The organism is Clostridium sp. NSJ-145 (assembly GCF_021044725.1).
Classification (GTDB): domain Bacteria; phylum Bacillota; class Clostridia; order Clostridiales; family Clostridiaceae; genus Clostridium; species Clostridium disporicum_B.
Genome location: NZ_JAJNOS010000009.1, coordinates 60,313 through 77,118 on the forward strand (window position 1 = coordinate 60,313; position 16,806 = coordinate 77,118).

At 26.9% G+C, this 16,806-nt stretch carries 16 protein-coding genes; 14 read left to right on the top strand and 2 right to left on the bottom strand.

Features of this window, described 5'->3' with window-relative positions; genetic code table 11:
* Positions 1–8 precede the first annotated feature (8 nt).
* The 9 genes from LQE93_RS09420 (at position 9) to LQE93_RS09460 (ending at position 9,383) form a co-directional block, all read left to right on the top strand.
* Positions 9–350 (top strand): hydrogenase maturation nickel metallochaperone HypA/HybF, encoded by a 342-nt coding sequence (locus tag LQE93_RS09420; protein WP_231073222.1) that lies wholly within the window; start codon positions 9–11, stop codon positions 348–350.
* A 185-nt stretch (positions 351–535) separates the two neighbouring features.
* The gene (locus LQE93_RS09425; protein ID WP_231073229.1) at positions 536–2,383 is read left to right on the top strand and encodes an immunoglobulin-like domain-containing protein; all 1,848 of its coding nucleotides are present in this window, start codon (positions 536–538) and stop codon (positions 2,381–2,383) included.
* A 230-nt stretch (positions 2,384–2,613) separates the two neighbouring features.
* On the top strand, positions 2,614–4,131 hold the full coding sequence (locus LQE93_RS09430) for an oligosaccharide flippase family protein (protein WP_186839068.1): 1,518 nt from the start codon (positions 2,614–2,616) through the stop codon (positions 4,129–4,131).
* A 162-nt stretch (positions 4,132–4,293) separates the two neighbouring features.
* Positions 4,294–4,992, top strand: coding sequence for a response regulator transcription factor (locus LQE93_RS09435; protein ID WP_055267139.1), 699 nt, complete (start codon positions 4,294–4,296; stop codon positions 4,990–4,992).
* Positions 4,967–6,067 (top strand): sensor histidine kinase, encoded by a 1,101-nt coding sequence (locus LQE93_RS09440; RefSeq protein ID WP_055267137.1) that lies wholly within the window; start codon positions 4,967–4,969, stop codon positions 6,065–6,067. The genes LQE93_RS09435 and LQE93_RS09440 overlap by 26 nt, the downstream gene beginning before the upstream one ends.
* Positions 6,045–7,457: a sensor histidine kinase gene (locus LQE93_RS09445; protein WP_186839067.1), complete on the top strand. Its 1,413-nt coding sequence runs from the start codon at positions 6,045–6,047 to the stop codon at positions 7,455–7,457. Before LQE93_RS09440 ends, LQE93_RS09445 begins: the two co-directional genes overlap by 23 nt.
* 13 nt (positions 7,458–7,470) lie before the next feature.
* A complete protein-coding gene (locus LQE93_RS09450) occupies positions 7,471–7,992 on the top strand; it encodes a hypothetical protein (RefSeq protein ID WP_186839066.1) in 522 nt (173 codons plus the stop codon).
* Between the two features lie 203 nt (positions 7,993–8,195).
* Complete coding sequence (locus tag LQE93_RS09455; RefSeq protein ID WP_186839065.1) at positions 8,196–8,837, top strand: hypothetical protein; 642 nt, start codon at positions 8,196–8,198, stop codon at positions 8,835–8,837.
* Between the two features lie 45 nt (positions 8,838–8,882).
* Positions 8,883–9,383 carry an AAA family ATPase gene (locus tag LQE93_RS09460; protein WP_055267129.1) on the top strand — a complete coding sequence of 167 codons (501 nt, stop codon included), beginning with the start codon at positions 8,883–8,885 and terminating at the stop codon, positions 9,381–9,383.
* A gap of 54 nt (positions 9,384–9,437) precedes the next feature.
* Here the strand turns inward: LQE93_RS09460 and LQE93_RS09465 are convergent, their stop codons facing one another.
* The gene (locus LQE93_RS09465) at positions 9,438–9,788 is read right to left on the bottom strand and encodes a DUF3221 domain-containing protein (RefSeq protein ID WP_055267127.1); all 351 of its coding nucleotides are present in this window, start codon (positions 9,786–9,788) and stop codon (positions 9,438–9,440) included.
* 249 nt (positions 9,789–10,037) lie between these two features.
* Between LQE93_RS09465 and LQE93_RS09470 the strand changes: the two genes are divergently transcribed.
* The 5 genes from LQE93_RS09470 (at position 10,038) to LQE93_RS09490 (ending at position 15,165) form a co-directional block, all read left to right on the top strand.
* Positions 10,038–11,156, top strand: coding sequence for a hypothetical protein (locus tag LQE93_RS09470; protein WP_231073231.1), 1,119 nt, complete (start codon positions 10,038–10,040; stop codon positions 11,154–11,156).
* Between the two features lie 398 nt (positions 11,157–11,554).
* Entirely contained in the window at positions 11,555–12,178 is a 624-nt protein-coding gene (locus LQE93_RS09475; protein WP_231073237.1) for a cyclase family protein, read from the top strand.
* 293 nt (positions 12,179–12,471) lie between these two features.
* Complete coding sequence (locus tag LQE93_RS09480; RefSeq protein WP_055267120.1) at positions 12,472–13,158, top strand: hypothetical protein; 687 nt, start codon at positions 12,472–12,474, stop codon at positions 13,156–13,158.
* Between the two features lie 35 nt (positions 13,159–13,193).
* A complete protein-coding gene (locus tag LQE93_RS09485; RefSeq protein ID WP_186839062.1) occupies positions 13,194–13,589 on the top strand; it encodes a sensor histidine kinase in 396 nt (131 codons plus the stop codon).
* 133 nt (positions 13,590–13,722) lie between these two features.
* A complete protein-coding gene (locus LQE93_RS09490) occupies positions 13,723–15,165 on the top strand; it encodes a SulP family inorganic anion transporter (RefSeq protein WP_231073239.1) in 1,443 nt (480 codons plus the stop codon).
* Between the two features lie 128 nt (positions 15,166–15,293).
* On the opposite strand, the gene cls is transcribed toward LQE93_RS09490, so the two are convergent.
* Positions 15,294–16,733, bottom strand: coding sequence for a cardiolipin synthase (gene cls, locus LQE93_RS09495; protein ID WP_231073255.1), 1,440 nt, complete (start codon positions 16,731–16,733; stop codon positions 15,294–15,296).
* Positions 16,734–16,806 lie beyond the last annotated feature (73 nt).

A 16,806-nucleotide genomic window follows, 5' to 3' on the forward strand; every position in this document is an offset into this window, starting at 1 on the left:
TGATTAATTTGCATGAACTAGGAGTAGTAATTGAAGTAGTTAAAACTGTAGAGAGAATTGTCTTAGAGCAGAATCTTACAGATGTAGAAAAGATAGTTTTACAAATTGGGGAGGTATCTTCTATGATTCCTAAATATATATATTCTTGTTATCCGGCAGCTGTAGACGGAACTTTTTTAGAGCAAACAAAATTAGAGATAGAAGTTTTACCTGCAAATGCTATATGTAAAGAGTGTAATAAGGTATTTAATTTTAGAGAAAATAAAGGGGTATGCCCTAAGTGTGAAGGAATAAAATTAGATATGTTATCAGGTAAGGAATTTATGATTAAGGAAATTGTCGCTTGCTAAAAAGGAATATAAGGGATTAAAAATAAGTTTATAAATAGTTTTTTAGGTATAGTAATTAATTTGCTATACCTTTTATTTATACTGTAATTCAATGTTTACAAATAGATTACAATAAGGAACTAAAAAAACCACATTCATATACTGTAGTAAAAGTAATTTTATAATAATCTAAAGGTGGTTAGGTGATGAAAGGCTACAAAAAAATAATAGCACTATCCATTATTGCAACTTTAGTATATTCATATTTTACTGGAATTACGGTATATTCTTCAGATGAAATAACAAAACAAGAGTTTACTAATGTTTCAGAGTTACAGTATGAAAAAAAAGAAAATAATATATGGATAACAGGATATAGTGGAAATGAAGAAAAGTTAAGTTTACCAGAGAAAATAGAAGATACTGAAGTAACTAGTATTGATGTTAATGCATTTAAGGGCAGTAAGATAAAAGAAATAAAAATGCCATTCATAAAAGATATTGGAGAAGGAGCGTTTTTAGATGCAAGTACTTTAGAAAAAATAGAAGTATCAAATAAAGTGAAAATAAATTTATATGCTTTTAAAGGAACAAATATTAATACAATTACGATTGATTATGGAGAAGAAGATATAGCTGATAAAACTATAGTTGATTGGAAAGATTTTGTTAAGAAGATAGACGGAATTAATTTAGAAAATGTAACTGGAAAATTTATAAAGAATAAGGATTATACTAAAAACTTAGATGATACTGTGGGACCAGTTATAACTTTAAATGGTGAAGCTGAAATAAATATAGAGATAGGATCACAGTTTGTAGACTTAGGTGCTACTGCTTATGATGAATTTGAAAAAGTAGATACTATAGTAACATCAGATAGCGCAGTAGATACATCTAAATTAGGACAATATATAATAACTTATAAAGCTATAGATAGTTCAAGAAATATTACAACTGCTATAAGAAAGGTAAATGTAGTGGATACAGTACCACCAGAAATTATTCTTAATGGAGATACAGAAGTAGTAATTGATGCAGGTCAAAAGTATGAAGAGCTAGGAGCTATAGGAATAGATAAGGTTGATGGAAATTTTAAAGCAACTGTATCTGGAGACGTTAATACAAATGTTCCAGGAGAATATATTTTAACTTATACAGCTACTGATAATTCAGAAAATTCATCAACTCTTACAAGAAAAGTGAAGGTAATAGATACAACAGCACCTGAAATAATATTAAATGGGAAAAGTGAAATAACAATAGAAGCAGGAACAAAATATGAAGAATTAGGAGCTATAGGAAAAGATATAGTTGATGGAGAACTTAAAGCGACTATATCAGGTGAAGTAAACACAAGTAAGGTAGGAGAATATAAATTAACTTACATTGTTACTGATAGTTCTGGTAATTCAGCAACTACAATGAGAAAAGTAAATGTAAAAGATACAACAGCACCTGAAATAATATTAAATGGGAAAAATGAAATAACTATAGAAGCTGGTACACAATATGTAGAACCAGGGGCTATAGGAAAAGATGGAGTAGACGGTACAGTTGAAGTAAAGATAAGTGGAGTTATAGATAGTGGTAAAGTAGGTGAATATAAAATTAATTATACAACAAGTGATAAAGCAGGGAATAAAGCTAGTGCAGTAAGGAAAATAAAAGTTGTAGATACAGTAGCTCCAATTATAACGTTAAATGGTGATAGTATACTAAGCTTAGAAGTAGGAAATAAATATGAAGAGCTTGGAGCAGTAGCAAAAGATAAGGTAGATGGAATTTTACCTGTAACAATTACTGGAGATTTAGATGTAAACAAGGCTGGAGAGTATATAATAACCTATAAGGCTGTGGATAGTTCAAAAAATGAATCTACTACAACTAGGAAAGTAAAGGTTACTGAAAAGATAGTAGAAGTTGAAAATGAAGAAACAGTTAAAGAGAACAACTTTAATAATAAAATAATTTTTATAGTAATTGCTGGTGGAATTATTATTCTTGGTGGAGTACTTGCAGGAGTAATGTATTACTATAGAAAAAGAAAATAAATAAAATATAAAGATATTTATTAAATGATATAAGAAATGATAAGTTAGTAATAATATTTTCAAGAGGTTACTTAAAATTTTGCTTAAACCCTACAGTACAGATTATATTTACTAACTTGTCATTTTATATTTTTAACGTATTTTATATGTAATTATTAAGTTATTACTTAGAGTAATTAATCATAATTGCTTAACATATAGTAGCTATATAAATAAATGAGAGGTACTATATGAATAAAAAAGCAGAGAATCTTTTTGTAAATACAATTATTTTAACAATTACAGCTCTTATAATGCGAGTAATAGGAATTATATATAAGGTATACATATCTAATGAAGTTGGAACAGAAGGAATGGGATTATATAAACTTATAGGAACTGTTAGTTCTGTGGCTATAACAATTGCGGTTTCAGGAATAAGTACAGGTGTTACTAGAATAGTTTCAGAAGAAGTTTCTAGAAAAAATTACAGTAATATTAAAGCAATAGTATTTAAAGCGTGTGCTATATGTGGAGGGTTAAGTATAGTTGCCTCTGTAGTATTATTTTTATTTTCTGAAAATATAGCTTTATTATTTTTAAAAGACGAGAGAGTTGTGATATCCCTTAAGATAGTAGCTATAAGTATTCCCTTTATTTCAATATCATCATGTATAAAAGGATATTTCTTCGCGGTAAGAGATATTTTTATACCTATTACTTCACAATTTGCAGAACAGTTTATAAAAATAACTGTAGTTGTTGGATTATTAAGTTTAGTTATGCCACGTGGGTTAGAGTATGGATGTGCAGTACTTGTACTAGGAACAGCTATTAGTGATATTTTTTCTTGTATTTACGTTTTTATATCGTATAAATTAGAAAAGAAAGAAAATAAAAACTTTAATGTTATAAAAGAGAAAAGCGGAGATTTATTAAAAAGATTATTTAATATAGCATTACCTGTAGCAGGAAGTTCTTATATTATGTCAGCCTTTAGATCAGTAGAGATGATATTAATACCTGCAAGCCTTGTAAAGTTTGGTATGTCTACAAAAGAAGCAGTCAGTGTTTTAGGAGGCGTAATGGGAATGGTTTTTCCTATAATATCATTTCCAGCAGTATTATTAATGTCATTAGGAAGAGTCTTAATACCAGAGATTTCAAGAGCAAAAGCCATAAATAACAATGAAAGAGTAAATAGTTTAATTAGTAGAAGTATAGGATTTACGTGTATTATAGGTATTATGTCTTTTTTTATATTCTCTAATTTTTATAATGAACTATCAATTTCTATATATAATAGAGATGATTTAGGAATATTCTTTAAAATGATTTCTATAGCTATTCCTTTTATGTATATAGATATGATTGTAGGCGGAATATTAAATGGATTAAATCAACAGGTAAAATCTTTAGAATATCAGATATTGGAGTCAGTTCTAAAGATTGTTCTTATATATACTATAGTACCTTTAAAAGGAGTAAGTGGATTAATTATTACAATGTTAATTACTACAGTTTTTAGCTTTATATTGAGTTTTTTACGAGTAATTAAGGTAACAAATTTAAAAATTAATTTTAATAACTGGATTATTAAGCCTTTGATTTTTTCTTTTGTATCAATAATTATTGGAAGAGTTATAAACGGTGTATTAAGTGAATATAATCTAGCTATTGGCGTTGTTACAGCTATGGTTTTATTTGTTGTATTGATGATATATTTATTTTTGTTAAAGTTGTTTAATTGTATAAAGTTTAGAGATTAATGGATGATTCTGAAGTCAACATAGTTAAAATGTTGGGTTCAGAATTTTTTTGTTAGAAAAATTTTAGAAATACGATATTAGGTTGTAAGATTTATACTGTAATATTAAGTTAAAGGAAATAATGCTATAATTGATGTGATGAAATTTAAGGTGGTAGAAGATATGTGTAAGTATACTGTTTTGGTAGTAGATGATGAAAAAGAAATAATAGATGCAATAGAGATATATTTACAGAATGAAGATATAAGGATTTTAAAGGCTTATGATGGACTAGAAGCTTTAGAGATTTTAGAAAAAGAAGAAGTTCATTTAGTAATAATTGATGTAATGATGCCTAAAATGGATGGAATGAGAGCAACTATGAAAATAAGAGAGGATAGAAATATACCTATAATAATCCTTTCTGCAAAATCACAGGATACAGATAAGATTTTAGGATTAAACGTAGGGGCAGATGATTATATAACTAAGCCTTTTAACCCTTTAGAGCTTATAGCAAGAGTAAAATCTCAATTAAGAAGATATATGGCTTTTGGTCATTATAAAGAAGAGGAAGACTTAGAAAAGATTAAGGTTGGTGATTTAGAACTTGATAAAAGAAGTAAATCATTTCAGGTTAATGGGGAAAATGTAAAGATTACTCCTATAGAATATAAGATATTAGAGCTTCTTATGAGTAATGCTGGAAGAGTTTATTCAGCAGAGGCTATATATGAAAGTGCATGGGGTGAACCTTGCTTCTCAACAGATACTGTTATGGTTCATATTAGAAGAATAAGAGAAAAAATCGAGATAGATTCTAAGAATCCAAGGTATTTAAAGGTGGTATGGGGTATTGGATATAAGATTGACACAAATTAAAAAGGATAAAATTCTTATAAGAAGAAGTTTAAAGATATCAAAATTTATATTCAATATTATATTCATTTTAATCTCTATATTTATACTTAGTTATATAAAAGATAATAGACTGTTAGTTTTATCAATTATACTACTAGTTCATGTTAATATAAATTTGTTTATAAGAATTTTATTTAATACTTTAAGAGTAGGATTAACCTGGAGAAATATTGAAGAGTTTATTGAAGGAATAGAATTAGGTAAAGTAAGTATAGAGAATATCCAAAGCAAGCTTATAGGAGATGAGGATTATAGATATTTTCTTGGTAAACAGTATGGGAAGGTAGCTGAAGAAATTAAAAACATATTAGATAGGGTAGTGAAATCTATAGATAATATAAATAGAAATGAAAAGATGAATATAGAGTTAGTTAATAATGTTACAAATAAATTGGACAAGCCACTAGAAAGCATTTTAGAAAATATAGAAAAGCTGAAAGAAGATAAGAATGACGAAGAGGCAATCTATAATCTCAAATATAGGTCTAATAATATAAAGTTATTAATTGATGAATTATTTGAGGCTGCAAAAGTATCAAGTGGTGATATAAATATATATACTGAAAAAATTGAAATATCTTCATTACTTAAGCAGGCTTTAATTGAATACAAAGATAAAATAGATAGTTCAAGGCTTGTTTATAAAATTAGTATTCCAAAGGAGAAAATATATATTAAGTGTAATGGAGAAAAAATGTGGAGGGTATTTGATATTTTGATTCAGAATACTTTAAAGCATTCTTTAGATGGAAGCAGGGTATATGTTGATTTATTTACTAAGGATAATAGGGCTTATATAACGATTAGAAATGTATCTAAGGAAGAATTAAATATTGAACCGGACGACTTAGTTAACATTATTAATAAAAATAATGAAGAGGATAGATCAGGACTTGCTCTTGAGATTGCTAAAAATTTAGTTCTTCTTCAAAGTGGAGACTTTGACTTAGATATTAAAGCAGATTTATTCAGCGTCATAATATCATTCGAAATCTATAAAGAGGAGAGTGAAAATGATGATAAGCAAGTATATTGAAGCAAAGAAGTTCTGTAGAAGATGGGTAAGTAATGAGGAGGCTAATAAATTTAAGATTATAAATGAAAGAGTACTTATAGAAACTTGGCTTGGAAGAGTTCTGTTAATAATAAATTACTTTGTGGTAAGAAAACTTGTACATACTACTGGAGATAGATTTTTTCCAAGATATGATACAGAAGCTAGCAAGTATATAGTTCTTTTAACATGGGTAGTATTTGCAATAATAACTTTTATATCAATAGTTCAGCTTGTAATAAAAAATAAGGTATATACAACTGATTCAAAGATTAGTTATGAAAAGATAACCTACTATAAATATAGAATTATTAATAGGTTAATCAGAGTATTTATATTGGTTTTATTTTATATGACTTTATATCAGATATTATTTCAGGTTACTATGGAGGAAATTGACATAAAGAGAACAATACTTTGGTGGATTATTGTAGTTAATATAGTAATACTTATTTATTTGGGCTTTATAGTAGCAAAAAACTATTTTAAAGGAGTTGTACTTTCATCTACTTTAGAAGAGATAGTGGGAGATGAAAATTATGATTTGTCCTCATTAAAGAAAAAGATTGAAGAAAAAAGAAGTAAAATAAATGAAATTAACTCTAGTGATTTAAGTATAACATTTAATGCCATAGAGGATTTAATGAATATTGCAGAAAATACAGGAATTATAGAAAAAAGCTCTTTTATAAGTAAGACTGAGCTTATAACTAATGTATCTCATGATTTAAAAACTCCATTAACATCAGTAATTAATTATGTTAATTTCTTAAATAATGAAGATTTAACTGAGGTTAAAAGGGATGAATATATAGATATATTAGAGAGGAAGGCATTGAGTTTGAAAAATTTGGTGGATGATTTAAAGGATTCTTTAGGAACAAATACAGGTGAAGTGAAGCTAGAATTTATTGAAATGAGAGTAGATAAGTTATTAGAAAAGGCCCTTTTTGAATTTAAAGAGAGAATAGAAGACTCTTCCTTGAGATTTAATATATCTATAGAAGATAAAGAAATTAAGAGAAGTTATGCAGATTATAAGAAGATGACAAGAGTAGTTCATAATTTAATTTCCAATATACTAAAATACTCTGCAAAGGATTCCGATGTATATATAAAGCTTGAACAAGAAGAATCAGTAGATTTTAGCAGAGGTTATTACACAAGAATAATATTTAAAAATACTACTGAAGATGAAATAAAAATGAATGGAGAAGAACTATTGGAAAGATTTAGAAGGGGTGAATCTTCAATAAATACAGAAGGTTCAGGATTGGGCTTAGATATAGCAAATAGTTTGATGAAACTTCAGAATGGTGAGCTTAAGATAAATGTAGATAAAAATAATTTTATTGTTGATGTAATAATATAGGGGGGATTTGAGAATGAAAAAAGGGGTTAAGTTAAATAATGTAATATTTCCTATATGGATGATGTGGATATTTCCACCATTAGCACTGCTTGCTCTTATAGGTAATTTTGTTATAGATAGCTTAGTGATTTTAGTAGCTTTTGCAATATTTAAGGTGGTTAAGAGTACAGGGCTTTCTATGGGACAGTTATATAAAAAGAGCATATTGAAGGTTTGGATATTTGGATTTTTAGGTGATATAGTAGGAGCGATAATGTTGTTTGTAACAATGCTGATTTTAGAAACAGGCGAAGGAGCAAATGACATAATTTCAGCTATATGCTATAACCCATTTAGTAATATTATAGGACTTATAATAGTAGTAGCCGCAGTAGTATTAGCAGTATTATTAATTTGGACATTTAATTATTATATTGTATTTAACAGATTAATAGATGATTCTAAGATAAGAATGATGGTAGCGATAACAATAGCTATTGTTACAATGCCGTGGACATATTTAATTCCAACCCAATGGCTATATAAAGGATTTTAAAAAATTTTAAAGTACATCATTTGCTATTTAATGGAGTGATGTACTTTTTTTATAAGTTTTTATGGAATTGAATAGATGAATTGTGTAAAATAATAGTAAATAATGTAAAAGTAGGTTTAGGTGAGAACTGAAAAAGATTAGCTGTGGAAAATCGTATAGCTATAAGGAAAAAATATAACGAGATAAATAGGAGTGAAAAACAAATGTTTAATATGAAAGGCAAAAAAAGTTTGCTACCAACTGTATTACTTGCTTTATTCTTAATGGAGGTTTTTGCAAATGGTGTAAATTCTATTATAGGTATAGTTATTTATTGTGCTATGATAGTTTCTTTTATTGGTGGAGAGATATTAGAAAAACAGAGAAATAAAAAAGGTGTAGAAATTAGAAATAAGAATATTATTGCTGAAAGTAGAAATGGCGATTATTATTTGGGGATATTTGTATGCTTAGCGATTGTAACTGTATATATTGTTATATGTGCGTTTATAAAAAGCAGTTCAGGTATGTTTGTAAGTATTAATTTAAGTGATAATCCAATAATTATAATTGGATTAGTAATACTATTAATTGCATATGGATATTTTTATTTTACATCAAAACAAGTTATATATGCTGAAGGTATAGTGCTTGCTAATAATAAGTTTATAAGCGCAAGTGACTTTGTAGATATTGCTTTTAGAGAGACTCTAATAAGAAAGAAAAAATTAATAGAAATAACTATAAAGGATGATATCCTTAGTTATACAAATACTATAAGAATTAAATGCAAAGATGAAGAAGAATTTGAGAAAGTTGTTGTTTTAATTACAAGGGTTACAGGAATATTTGCAAAAAAAGTTTAAGAATTGATACTTTGCAAGATAGACATTTAGAGGGGATTAGAACATATGAAGAAATTGATTATTATTAATGGAGTTATGGGAGTAGGTAAAACTACTGTCAGTAAAAAATTATATAAGGAACTTGAGAATTCTTTTTGGCTTGATGGAGATAATTGTTGGGCTATGAATCCATTCATAGTTAATGATGAAAATAAAGAGATGGTTTTAAATAACATAGGCTTTATATTAAATAGCTATTTATCAAATTCAACTTCTAAGTATGTAGTATTTAATTGGGTTATTCAAAGTGATGACATTATGAATGAGGTATTAAAAAGAATTAATACTGAAAATATAGAAATCTATAAAATAACTTTAATGTGTACTAAAGAAGAGCTTATTAAAAGAATTGAAAATGATGTAAAGTTAGGCTTAAGAGATAGTAAAAATATAGAGAGAAGCCTAGAAAGATACGATATGTATAAAGCTATGGATACAATTAAGCTTGATACTACTGGAAAAAGTATAGACGAAATAATAAAAGAAATAGTTGAGCTACTGGAGTAGTGATGAAAAGGTTGGCATTGTGTCAACCTTTTTTTTTTATTAATAATCATCAATCTAGCCCATTTCTTTTAACGTATCTAGGGTTTCTTTAGGAATATCATCAATAGTACCTTTTTCAATAAATTTAATTTTATAAACAGAACATTGACCAGGATAGCTTTCTAGAACTGCAATACAATTTATATTGATTCTATCACCGTTTTCTAAATCTTTAAATAAATCTTCTTTTTTAGAATCATTACTCATTACTATAGGACACCCATACTCATCTATTATCATAGAATTATTTTTAACTTTTAAATATCTGCCAGTTATAGTTGAGCTTTCTGAAGAGAAACAACCTGTTATGAGAAGAAAAGATATTATATATGCAAAAAATAAGAAACATTTTTTTATAATAATCACCTCATTAATTTTGATATTTTATCCATTTATATATTAAGACTAAAAATATGTGGTAAATGTTCCTAAGTAGATTGTAAAATAAGTATTTTAATTACTACTATTGTAAGAATGTTGTAATAATGAAAAATATATCGAATAGTATATGATAAGAGTGAAAAAATTAGAACAATAAATGAGAAAATAATTACAAAATATGGTAAAATATTTGATAGACATAATTAAATTATAAGTTAAGAGGGAAGTGTTTTTATGAAGATTAAAAGAAGTATATTATGTTTTATTATAGCAGCAATAGCTGTTTTATCTGTTGGATGTTCAAGTAGAGATAATGATGATAAAGATCTATCATCTAGTATAGCTGATGCATTAAATCAGCAAAATGGGACAAGTTCTAATTTCTTTTGGGAAAATGGTATGACAGATGATACTATTGCTATTATTGTAAATAGGTATACAGAAGAGCAATATAAATCATTAGGGGAAACTACTAAGGTAGTACTTCAAGATGAAAGTAATGAAAAGTTTTTAATAGTATCAGCTGAAGATAATACTAATGTTGAAATATGGTCTGTAGACTATGAAAATGATAAGTTTGTAGAAAAAGAGCTAGAGTGTGAGATGACGGCTATTAAGAAAAATACAGTTGTAGAAGTACAAGCAAGTCGTTCAGAAGGTACTCCTACCTATAAAATTAAGTTTAGTAATAGTAAAGGAGAATTAGAATATTACTTAACTGAAAATTTAAAAGATGGAAATCCTAATATTGAATATTTAACAATAGATATTCAAAGTGATTCTAATGGTGAAAATAAAACAGAACTTGAAAATAATGAAGCTAGTAATAAATTAACTATAGGAATGTTTATCCCAAATGGAAAATATGAGATTAAATATGAAGCTAGTGATTTAGTTTCAAATAATGATTATATAATAGGAAATGGTTCGGCATATCAAGTTGTAGGAACTAATGGAAAGGGACCTTATGTAAATGTATATGAAGTTAAAGAAAATGGTCTTTATAGAGTATTTACTGGAGATTTAACAGAAGATGAGATGGCTAATATAGAAACTATAAATTATCTTGATAAGAGAGATAATACTGAAGAGATACTTTTATTAAATGAACCTATAGCTGTAGGAACTAGATGGGAAGATAAAGAAATTGTTGAAGTTGGTGAAAATTTGAAATTAGGAGAATTAAGCTTAGAAGGAGCTTATGTGAAAACTTGGGAGAAGGAGACTATTAACGATATTGAATATGTGAAGGTATATTATTACTCAGAAGGATTAGGTTGTGTTCAACATAGAGTTTTAGAAGGTGAAACTGTTGTTGAGTATTCTATAGCTACAGAAATAATAAAAAAATAAGTAAAAATTAAGACAAAATTCAACAAATGAATGTTATTTTATGTATTAATTTGAATATAAAATTATATTACAAAATAGAAAAAAATAGGATATAATGAGTATGCGGCACGAAGGATAACTTCATATATTAAATATAAGTAGTTAAGTGGGATATAGGATGAAGACATAATAATGAATATAGGAACATATATATGGTTTAAGGACTTATCATAAAGTAATTATAGGACTACCTATAAAGTGTAGTTTAATAATAGTTTATGGAGCAGTAACTTAAAAAGATTATGGAAATTAAAATAGTATGTATGTTTATAAATTTAAAATTAATGAAACAATAATAACTTAGAGAAATAGTCCTAAAAACTATGTGGGGTTTAAAATCAAAGGAGAGGAAAGGGTATATGAAGTTTTTAGATTTATCTTATGAAATTGACAATGGTATGCCAGTTTATCCAGGTGACGAAGAGGTAAACTTAGAGAAAATATCAGATTTAAATAAGGATGAATATGAATCTATTACTTATTCAGGTACTATGCATGCTGGAACTCATATAGACGCACCGATGCATATGATAGAGAGTGATAAGTATATTTGTGATTATCCACTAGATAATTTTATTGGTAAGGGTGTATTACTGGATGTTAGAGGGCAACAAGAAATTAATTTAAAAGATGAATATTTTAAGTTAATAAAAGAAAATCATATAGTATTATTCTATACTGGATTTGATAAAAAGTATGGACAAAAAGAATATTATGAAAATCATCCTATAATAACTAAAGAGATGGCAGAATTTTTAGTTAGAAAGAAAGTGAAAATGGTAGGAGTTGATATGCCTTCACCTGATAGAAGTCCATATGAAGTTCATAGCATATTTTTAAACAATAATATTTTTATATTAGAAAATTTAACAAACTTAGAAAAGTTAATATACGAAGAGAATTTTTCGGTTTTTGCGCAACCATTAAAAATAAAGGCTGAAGGAAGTTTAGTCAGAGCGATAGCTGTATTTCAAGGATATTAGAATTTAACTATTGTAAATTTAAAAATTTTAGCTATGCCAAATTTGAAAGATAACTTACTTAAAGATGAGTTTAGTTAAATTTGGGGCAATGATGAAAGATTGATAAGAGTCAAGGCGGAAGGATTGCATTTCATGGCAAAAAGATAAAGCAAAGGTATTAGAGTCAGTATGTAGATGATTCTAATACCTTTATTTTTATATATTAATAGTATTATTTATTATTATGTGTGATACTATGAGTAACTAATAAAATAAACATTAATTATAAAATAGATTAGAAAGGTAGGAGTTATATGAAAAATACAAGAGTATCAATTATTATAGTAATTTTAGTAATAATTATTATAAGTATATTTGGATGTTCATATTTTAATAAGTCTGTAGAAAGTAAAAATGAGAATATTAAAAATGAAGAAGTAGATAATTCAAATACTGATGATATAGAAGGAGTTATAGAATTTTTAAGTGCTATTTCAGGAGTTAAAGCAATAGATATTGAAATAATAAATAATCCTGTAGGATTTAAAGGAAAGTTATTTGTACCAAAAGAGTCTATAGCAAATGGAGTAGACTATTATCTACAACATACAAATAACGAAAAAATGGAAGATTTAAAAGTAGATATAGGGGAAAATTTTATAAGTGTATATGTTAATTACAAAGTAAATAAAGTAATTAAGACACCGATAGAGGTGAGAATTAATCCAGTATTAAATGAAAATAAAGATCTTGTAATTAATATTGATGAAGTAAAGTTTCTAGATATAAAGGTTGCTGATTGGATAGTTAATTTGGCATTAAATAGTTTTGTTAAGGACTGGTTTCCAAGTGATAGTGGATTAAGTCTAGAGTTCAATAATGGTAATGTAGTTGTATATAAAGAAAATTTTAATGGAGTAAACTTAAATCAACTTTCTATAGAGGAAAATGGATTAAATATAGATGCAACTATTGGTATTGAAAAAATATTTAAAAAATAGAAAATACTATTATAAAGGCTATTATTTTTAGTAAGGTGCAATTAGCAGAAAACTATGAGGTAGAATTTGATTATAATATTGAAAGCAGTTTAGAAAATATATCACTAGATAATTCAGAGTTAACAGTGTTATTATCAAATTTGTTAAATAATGCAATTGAGAGTAGTGTAGTATGCAAAGAAAAGTATGTAGAACTTGATATATATGAAGAAGATAAAGAATACATAATATATGTGAAAAATTCAATAGAATCTATAGATAAAAAGTTAGTAGAAAAAATGTTTAAAGAAAGATATTCAACTAAAGGAAGCAATAGAGGATATGGATTATTAAATATTAAGAATATATTAGATAAACATAAAGGAAAACTATATTTAAATGTAGAAGATGACTATATTGAATTTAATATAGAAATTCCAAGAGAAGCATAGAATCTGATTAAGGTATGGTAGTGATAAAGTCATTACTATACTTTTTTTGTTTGTTAATAAATTCTTTGAATATCTTAAGGTAACGATGGAAAGCTAATATTAGCAAATAAATAATTATTAAAGGATGATTTTTATGGAGGAGTACAAGAGAGAGTGGATTGGTAATTTGAGGACTGATTTAGTTGCAGGGATTGTAACTTGTATGGCACTTATACCAGAAGCAATAGGGTTTACAATTGTAGCAGGGGTTGATCCTATGGTTGGAGTATATTCATGTTTTACTATGTCTATTGTTACTGCTATATTTGGAGGCAGGCCTGGAATGATATCTGCTGCGGCAGGCTCTATGGCTTTTGTGCTTGCAAGTTTAGTTAGAGAGCATGGGGTAGAATATATGTTATTAGCAACTATATTGGCAGGTATATTTCAAGTAGTTTTTGGATTTTTAAAGATAGGAAAACTTCTTAAATTTATTCCAAAACCTGTTATGATAGGATTTGTAAATGCTTTAGGAATAATGATGCTTAAAGCTCAGTTACCACATTTTAAAGGGTCATATATTTTAGTTTTACTGGGTGTAATAGGGGTAGCTATAATATATTTATTACCTAGGATAACTAAAATAATTCCAGCTCCAATAGTATCAATAGTCATTATAACTCTTATCGTTTTTATAAGTAAAATTGATGTACCTACTTTAGAAGATATGGGAAAGATAACAACAGAATTGCCTAGATTTTTTATACCTAATGTACCTTTAAATTTAGAAACATTAAGAATAATATTACCATATTCATTTTCACTATCAATAGTTGGATTAGTTGAATCATTATTAACAGCTCAGTTAGTTGATGATATGACTGATACTAGAAGTAATAAAAATAGGGAGTGTGTTGGCCAAGGAGTAGCCAATATAGTTACAGGATTTTTTGGCGGAATAGCAGGGTGTGGAATGATTGGTCAAACTATAATAAATCAAGAGTATGGAGGGAGAGGAAGACTATCTACCTTAACACCCGGAACAGTTATGCTTATATTTGTAATTTTGTTTAATAAATTATTTATAAGAATGCCTGTAGTTGCATTAGCATCAGTTATGGTAGTTGTAGCTATAACAACGTTTGATTGGAATTCATTAAGAACCTTAGGAAAGGTACCAATACCTGACACTATTGTAATGATAACTACAGTTATAATAGTTTTGCTTACAAATAATTTAGCTTATGGAGTTATTGTAGGAATAATATTAAGCTCTGTATTTTTTACTTCAAAAACATCAAACGTTCAAGTTGAGAAGGTTGTAGAATGTAATAAGATTAAATATAGCGTAAAAGGGCCGCTATTTTTTGCTGCAACTACAGATTTTATAGATAAATTTGATTATCATGAAAAAGTAGAAGAAGTAAATATAGATTTTTCTAATGCCAATATTTATGATGAATCAGCGGTAGATGCAATAGATAAAGTTATAATGAAATTTACAAAGAACGATATTAAAGTTAATATAGTAGGAATGAATGATAATAGTAAAGAAATAGTAGAGAAAATTTCTGTTAATTTTAATAATATAGTATAGTTCAAATAAATATAGATTATAAGAATATGGACTAATCATTAAATATTAATAATTAGTCCATATAATAATTGTAGTTTTTTATATAAAAGTAATTAGAGAATAAAGTGCATTTTTATATTAAGAGAAATTTATAATACAGATGAAAATAATTTTGAAAAAGACTCTTTAATTTTTGCAGATCTACCTCTATTATTATAAGCTTCTAAAGTTAGTTGAGTTGATTTTAATATGTCCTTTTTAAATTCTTGTTTTTGCTCTTTAGCAATTTTTTCGGAGTAAATAAATGCATTAACTTCAAAGTTTAATTCAAAACTTCTTGTATCCATGTTAGCAGTTCCAACTGAGCATATCTCATCATCAATTACCACTGTCTTTGCATGAAGAAAGGCATTTTTATCGTAATGATATATTTTTACATTAGAATCTAATAATTCACCAGCATAAAAAAGATTTGCCCAGTAAACAAAAGGGTGATCTCCTTTTCCAGGAATCATTATTCTTACATCAACACCAGATAAAGCAGCAAGTTTTAAACTATCTGAAATACTTTTATCTATGATTAAATAAGGAGATTGAATATAAATATAGTCTTTTGCTTTTTGAATCATTTTTAAATAACCTAATTTGATTTCATAATTATCACTTAAGTTAGGTCCGCTTGATAGTATTTGCATACCATCATTAGCAGGTTTTAAGTTGGATTCATCAAAAATAAGTATCTTTTCTAAATCAACTACTTCTTTAGTTGCATATCTCCAGTCTGCTAGAAATCTTAAATTTAAATCTTTTACTGCAGAGCCTTCAAATTTTATATGAGTATCTCTCCAGTAGCCAAACTTTTTATCTTTTCCTAAATACTCATCACCAACATTAAATCCGCCAACAAAGCCGATAGTGTTATCTATAACTACTATTTTTCTGTGATTTCTAAAGTTCATATTTAGATTAATGATTTTTAACCAAGAAGGGAAAAATTCACCAATTTTACATCCGGCATCAATTAATGGTTTAAGTCGAGTTTTATTAAGAGACCTACTTCCTACAGAATCATAAAGAAATCTCACTTCTACACCAGCACGAGCTTTTTCTTCTAAAATATTTAAAATTTTAGAACCTATATCATCACTTTTAAATATGTAAAATTCAATATTTATACTTTTTTTTGCCTTTTTTAAACTTTCTAATAATTCTTCAAAAAATATTTTTCCGTCTGAGAATAGTTCTATATTGTTATCATCTCTATAAGGAGAAAATTCAATAGCTTCTAGAGACATAATCATATCTAAATTTTTTAAGTTTTTATTAGTGCTTTTAAATAACTCTCTTTCTTTAATATAGTCATTATATATGTTAAATATTTTAAGTTCTGAATCTTTTACTCCAAACATATTAGCATTATTTAATCGTCTACCTACTAGTAAAAATGCAATAAAGCCAATAAAAGGTGCTAAATATAAAATTAGAGTCCAGGCAATAATACTATTAGCAGGACGTTTTTCTTTAAATACCTTATAAACTATAGTAAAAAAGTTTATAAGGTGAATTAAAATAGTTAAAAATTTGAACATTTACTTTCCTCCTTAAAAGTTATGAAAACATATTTATTATATTATATGCTAAAATAAAAAATATAAAAAGCTA

Excerpts from the sequence above, each read along its gene's own strand:
- LQE93_RS09425 (WP_231073229.1), top strand. The coding sequence starts at position 536 with ATGAAAGGCTACAAAAAAATAATAGCACTATCCATTATTGCAACTTTA.
- LQE93_RS09430 (WP_186839068.1), top strand. The coding sequence starts at position 2,614 with ATGAATAAAAAAGCAGAGAATCTTTTTGTAAATACAATTATTTTAACA.
- LQE93_RS09435 (WP_055267139.1), top strand. The coding sequence starts at position 4,294 with ATGTGTAAGTATACTGTTTTGGTAGTAGATGATGAAAAAGAAATAATA.
- LQE93_RS09445 (WP_186839067.1), top strand. The coding sequence starts at position 6,045 with ATGATGATAAGCAAGTATATTGAAGCAAAGAAGTTCTGTAGAAGATGG.
- LQE93_RS09450 (WP_186839066.1), top strand. The coding sequence starts at position 7,471 with ATGAAAAAAGGGGTTAAGTTAAATAATGTAATATTTCCTATATGGATG.
- LQE93_RS09455 (WP_186839065.1), top strand. The coding sequence starts at position 8,196 with ATGTTTAATATGAAAGGCAAAAAAAGTTTGCTACCAACTGTATTACTT.
- LQE93_RS09460 (WP_055267129.1), top strand. The coding sequence starts at position 8,883 with ATGAAGAAATTGATTATTATTAATGGAGTTATGGGAGTAGGTAAAACT.
- LQE93_RS09470 (WP_231073231.1), top strand. The coding sequence starts at position 10,038 with ATGAAGATTAAAAGAAGTATATTATGTTTTATTATAGCAGCAATAGCT.
- LQE93_RS09475 (WP_231073237.1), top strand. The coding sequence starts at position 11,555 with ATGAAGTTTTTAGATTTATCTTATGAAATTGACAATGGTATGCCAGTT.
- LQE93_RS09480 (WP_055267120.1), top strand. The coding sequence starts at position 12,472 with ATGAAAAATACAAGAGTATCAATTATTATAGTAATTTTAGTAATAATT.
- LQE93_RS09490 (WP_231073239.1), top strand. The coding sequence starts at position 13,723 with ATGGAGGAGTACAAGAGAGAGTGGATTGGTAATTTGAGGACTGATTTA.
- cls (WP_231073255.1), bottom strand. The coding sequence starts at position 16,733 with ATGTTCAAATTTTTAACTATTTTAATTCACCTTATAAACTTTTTTACT.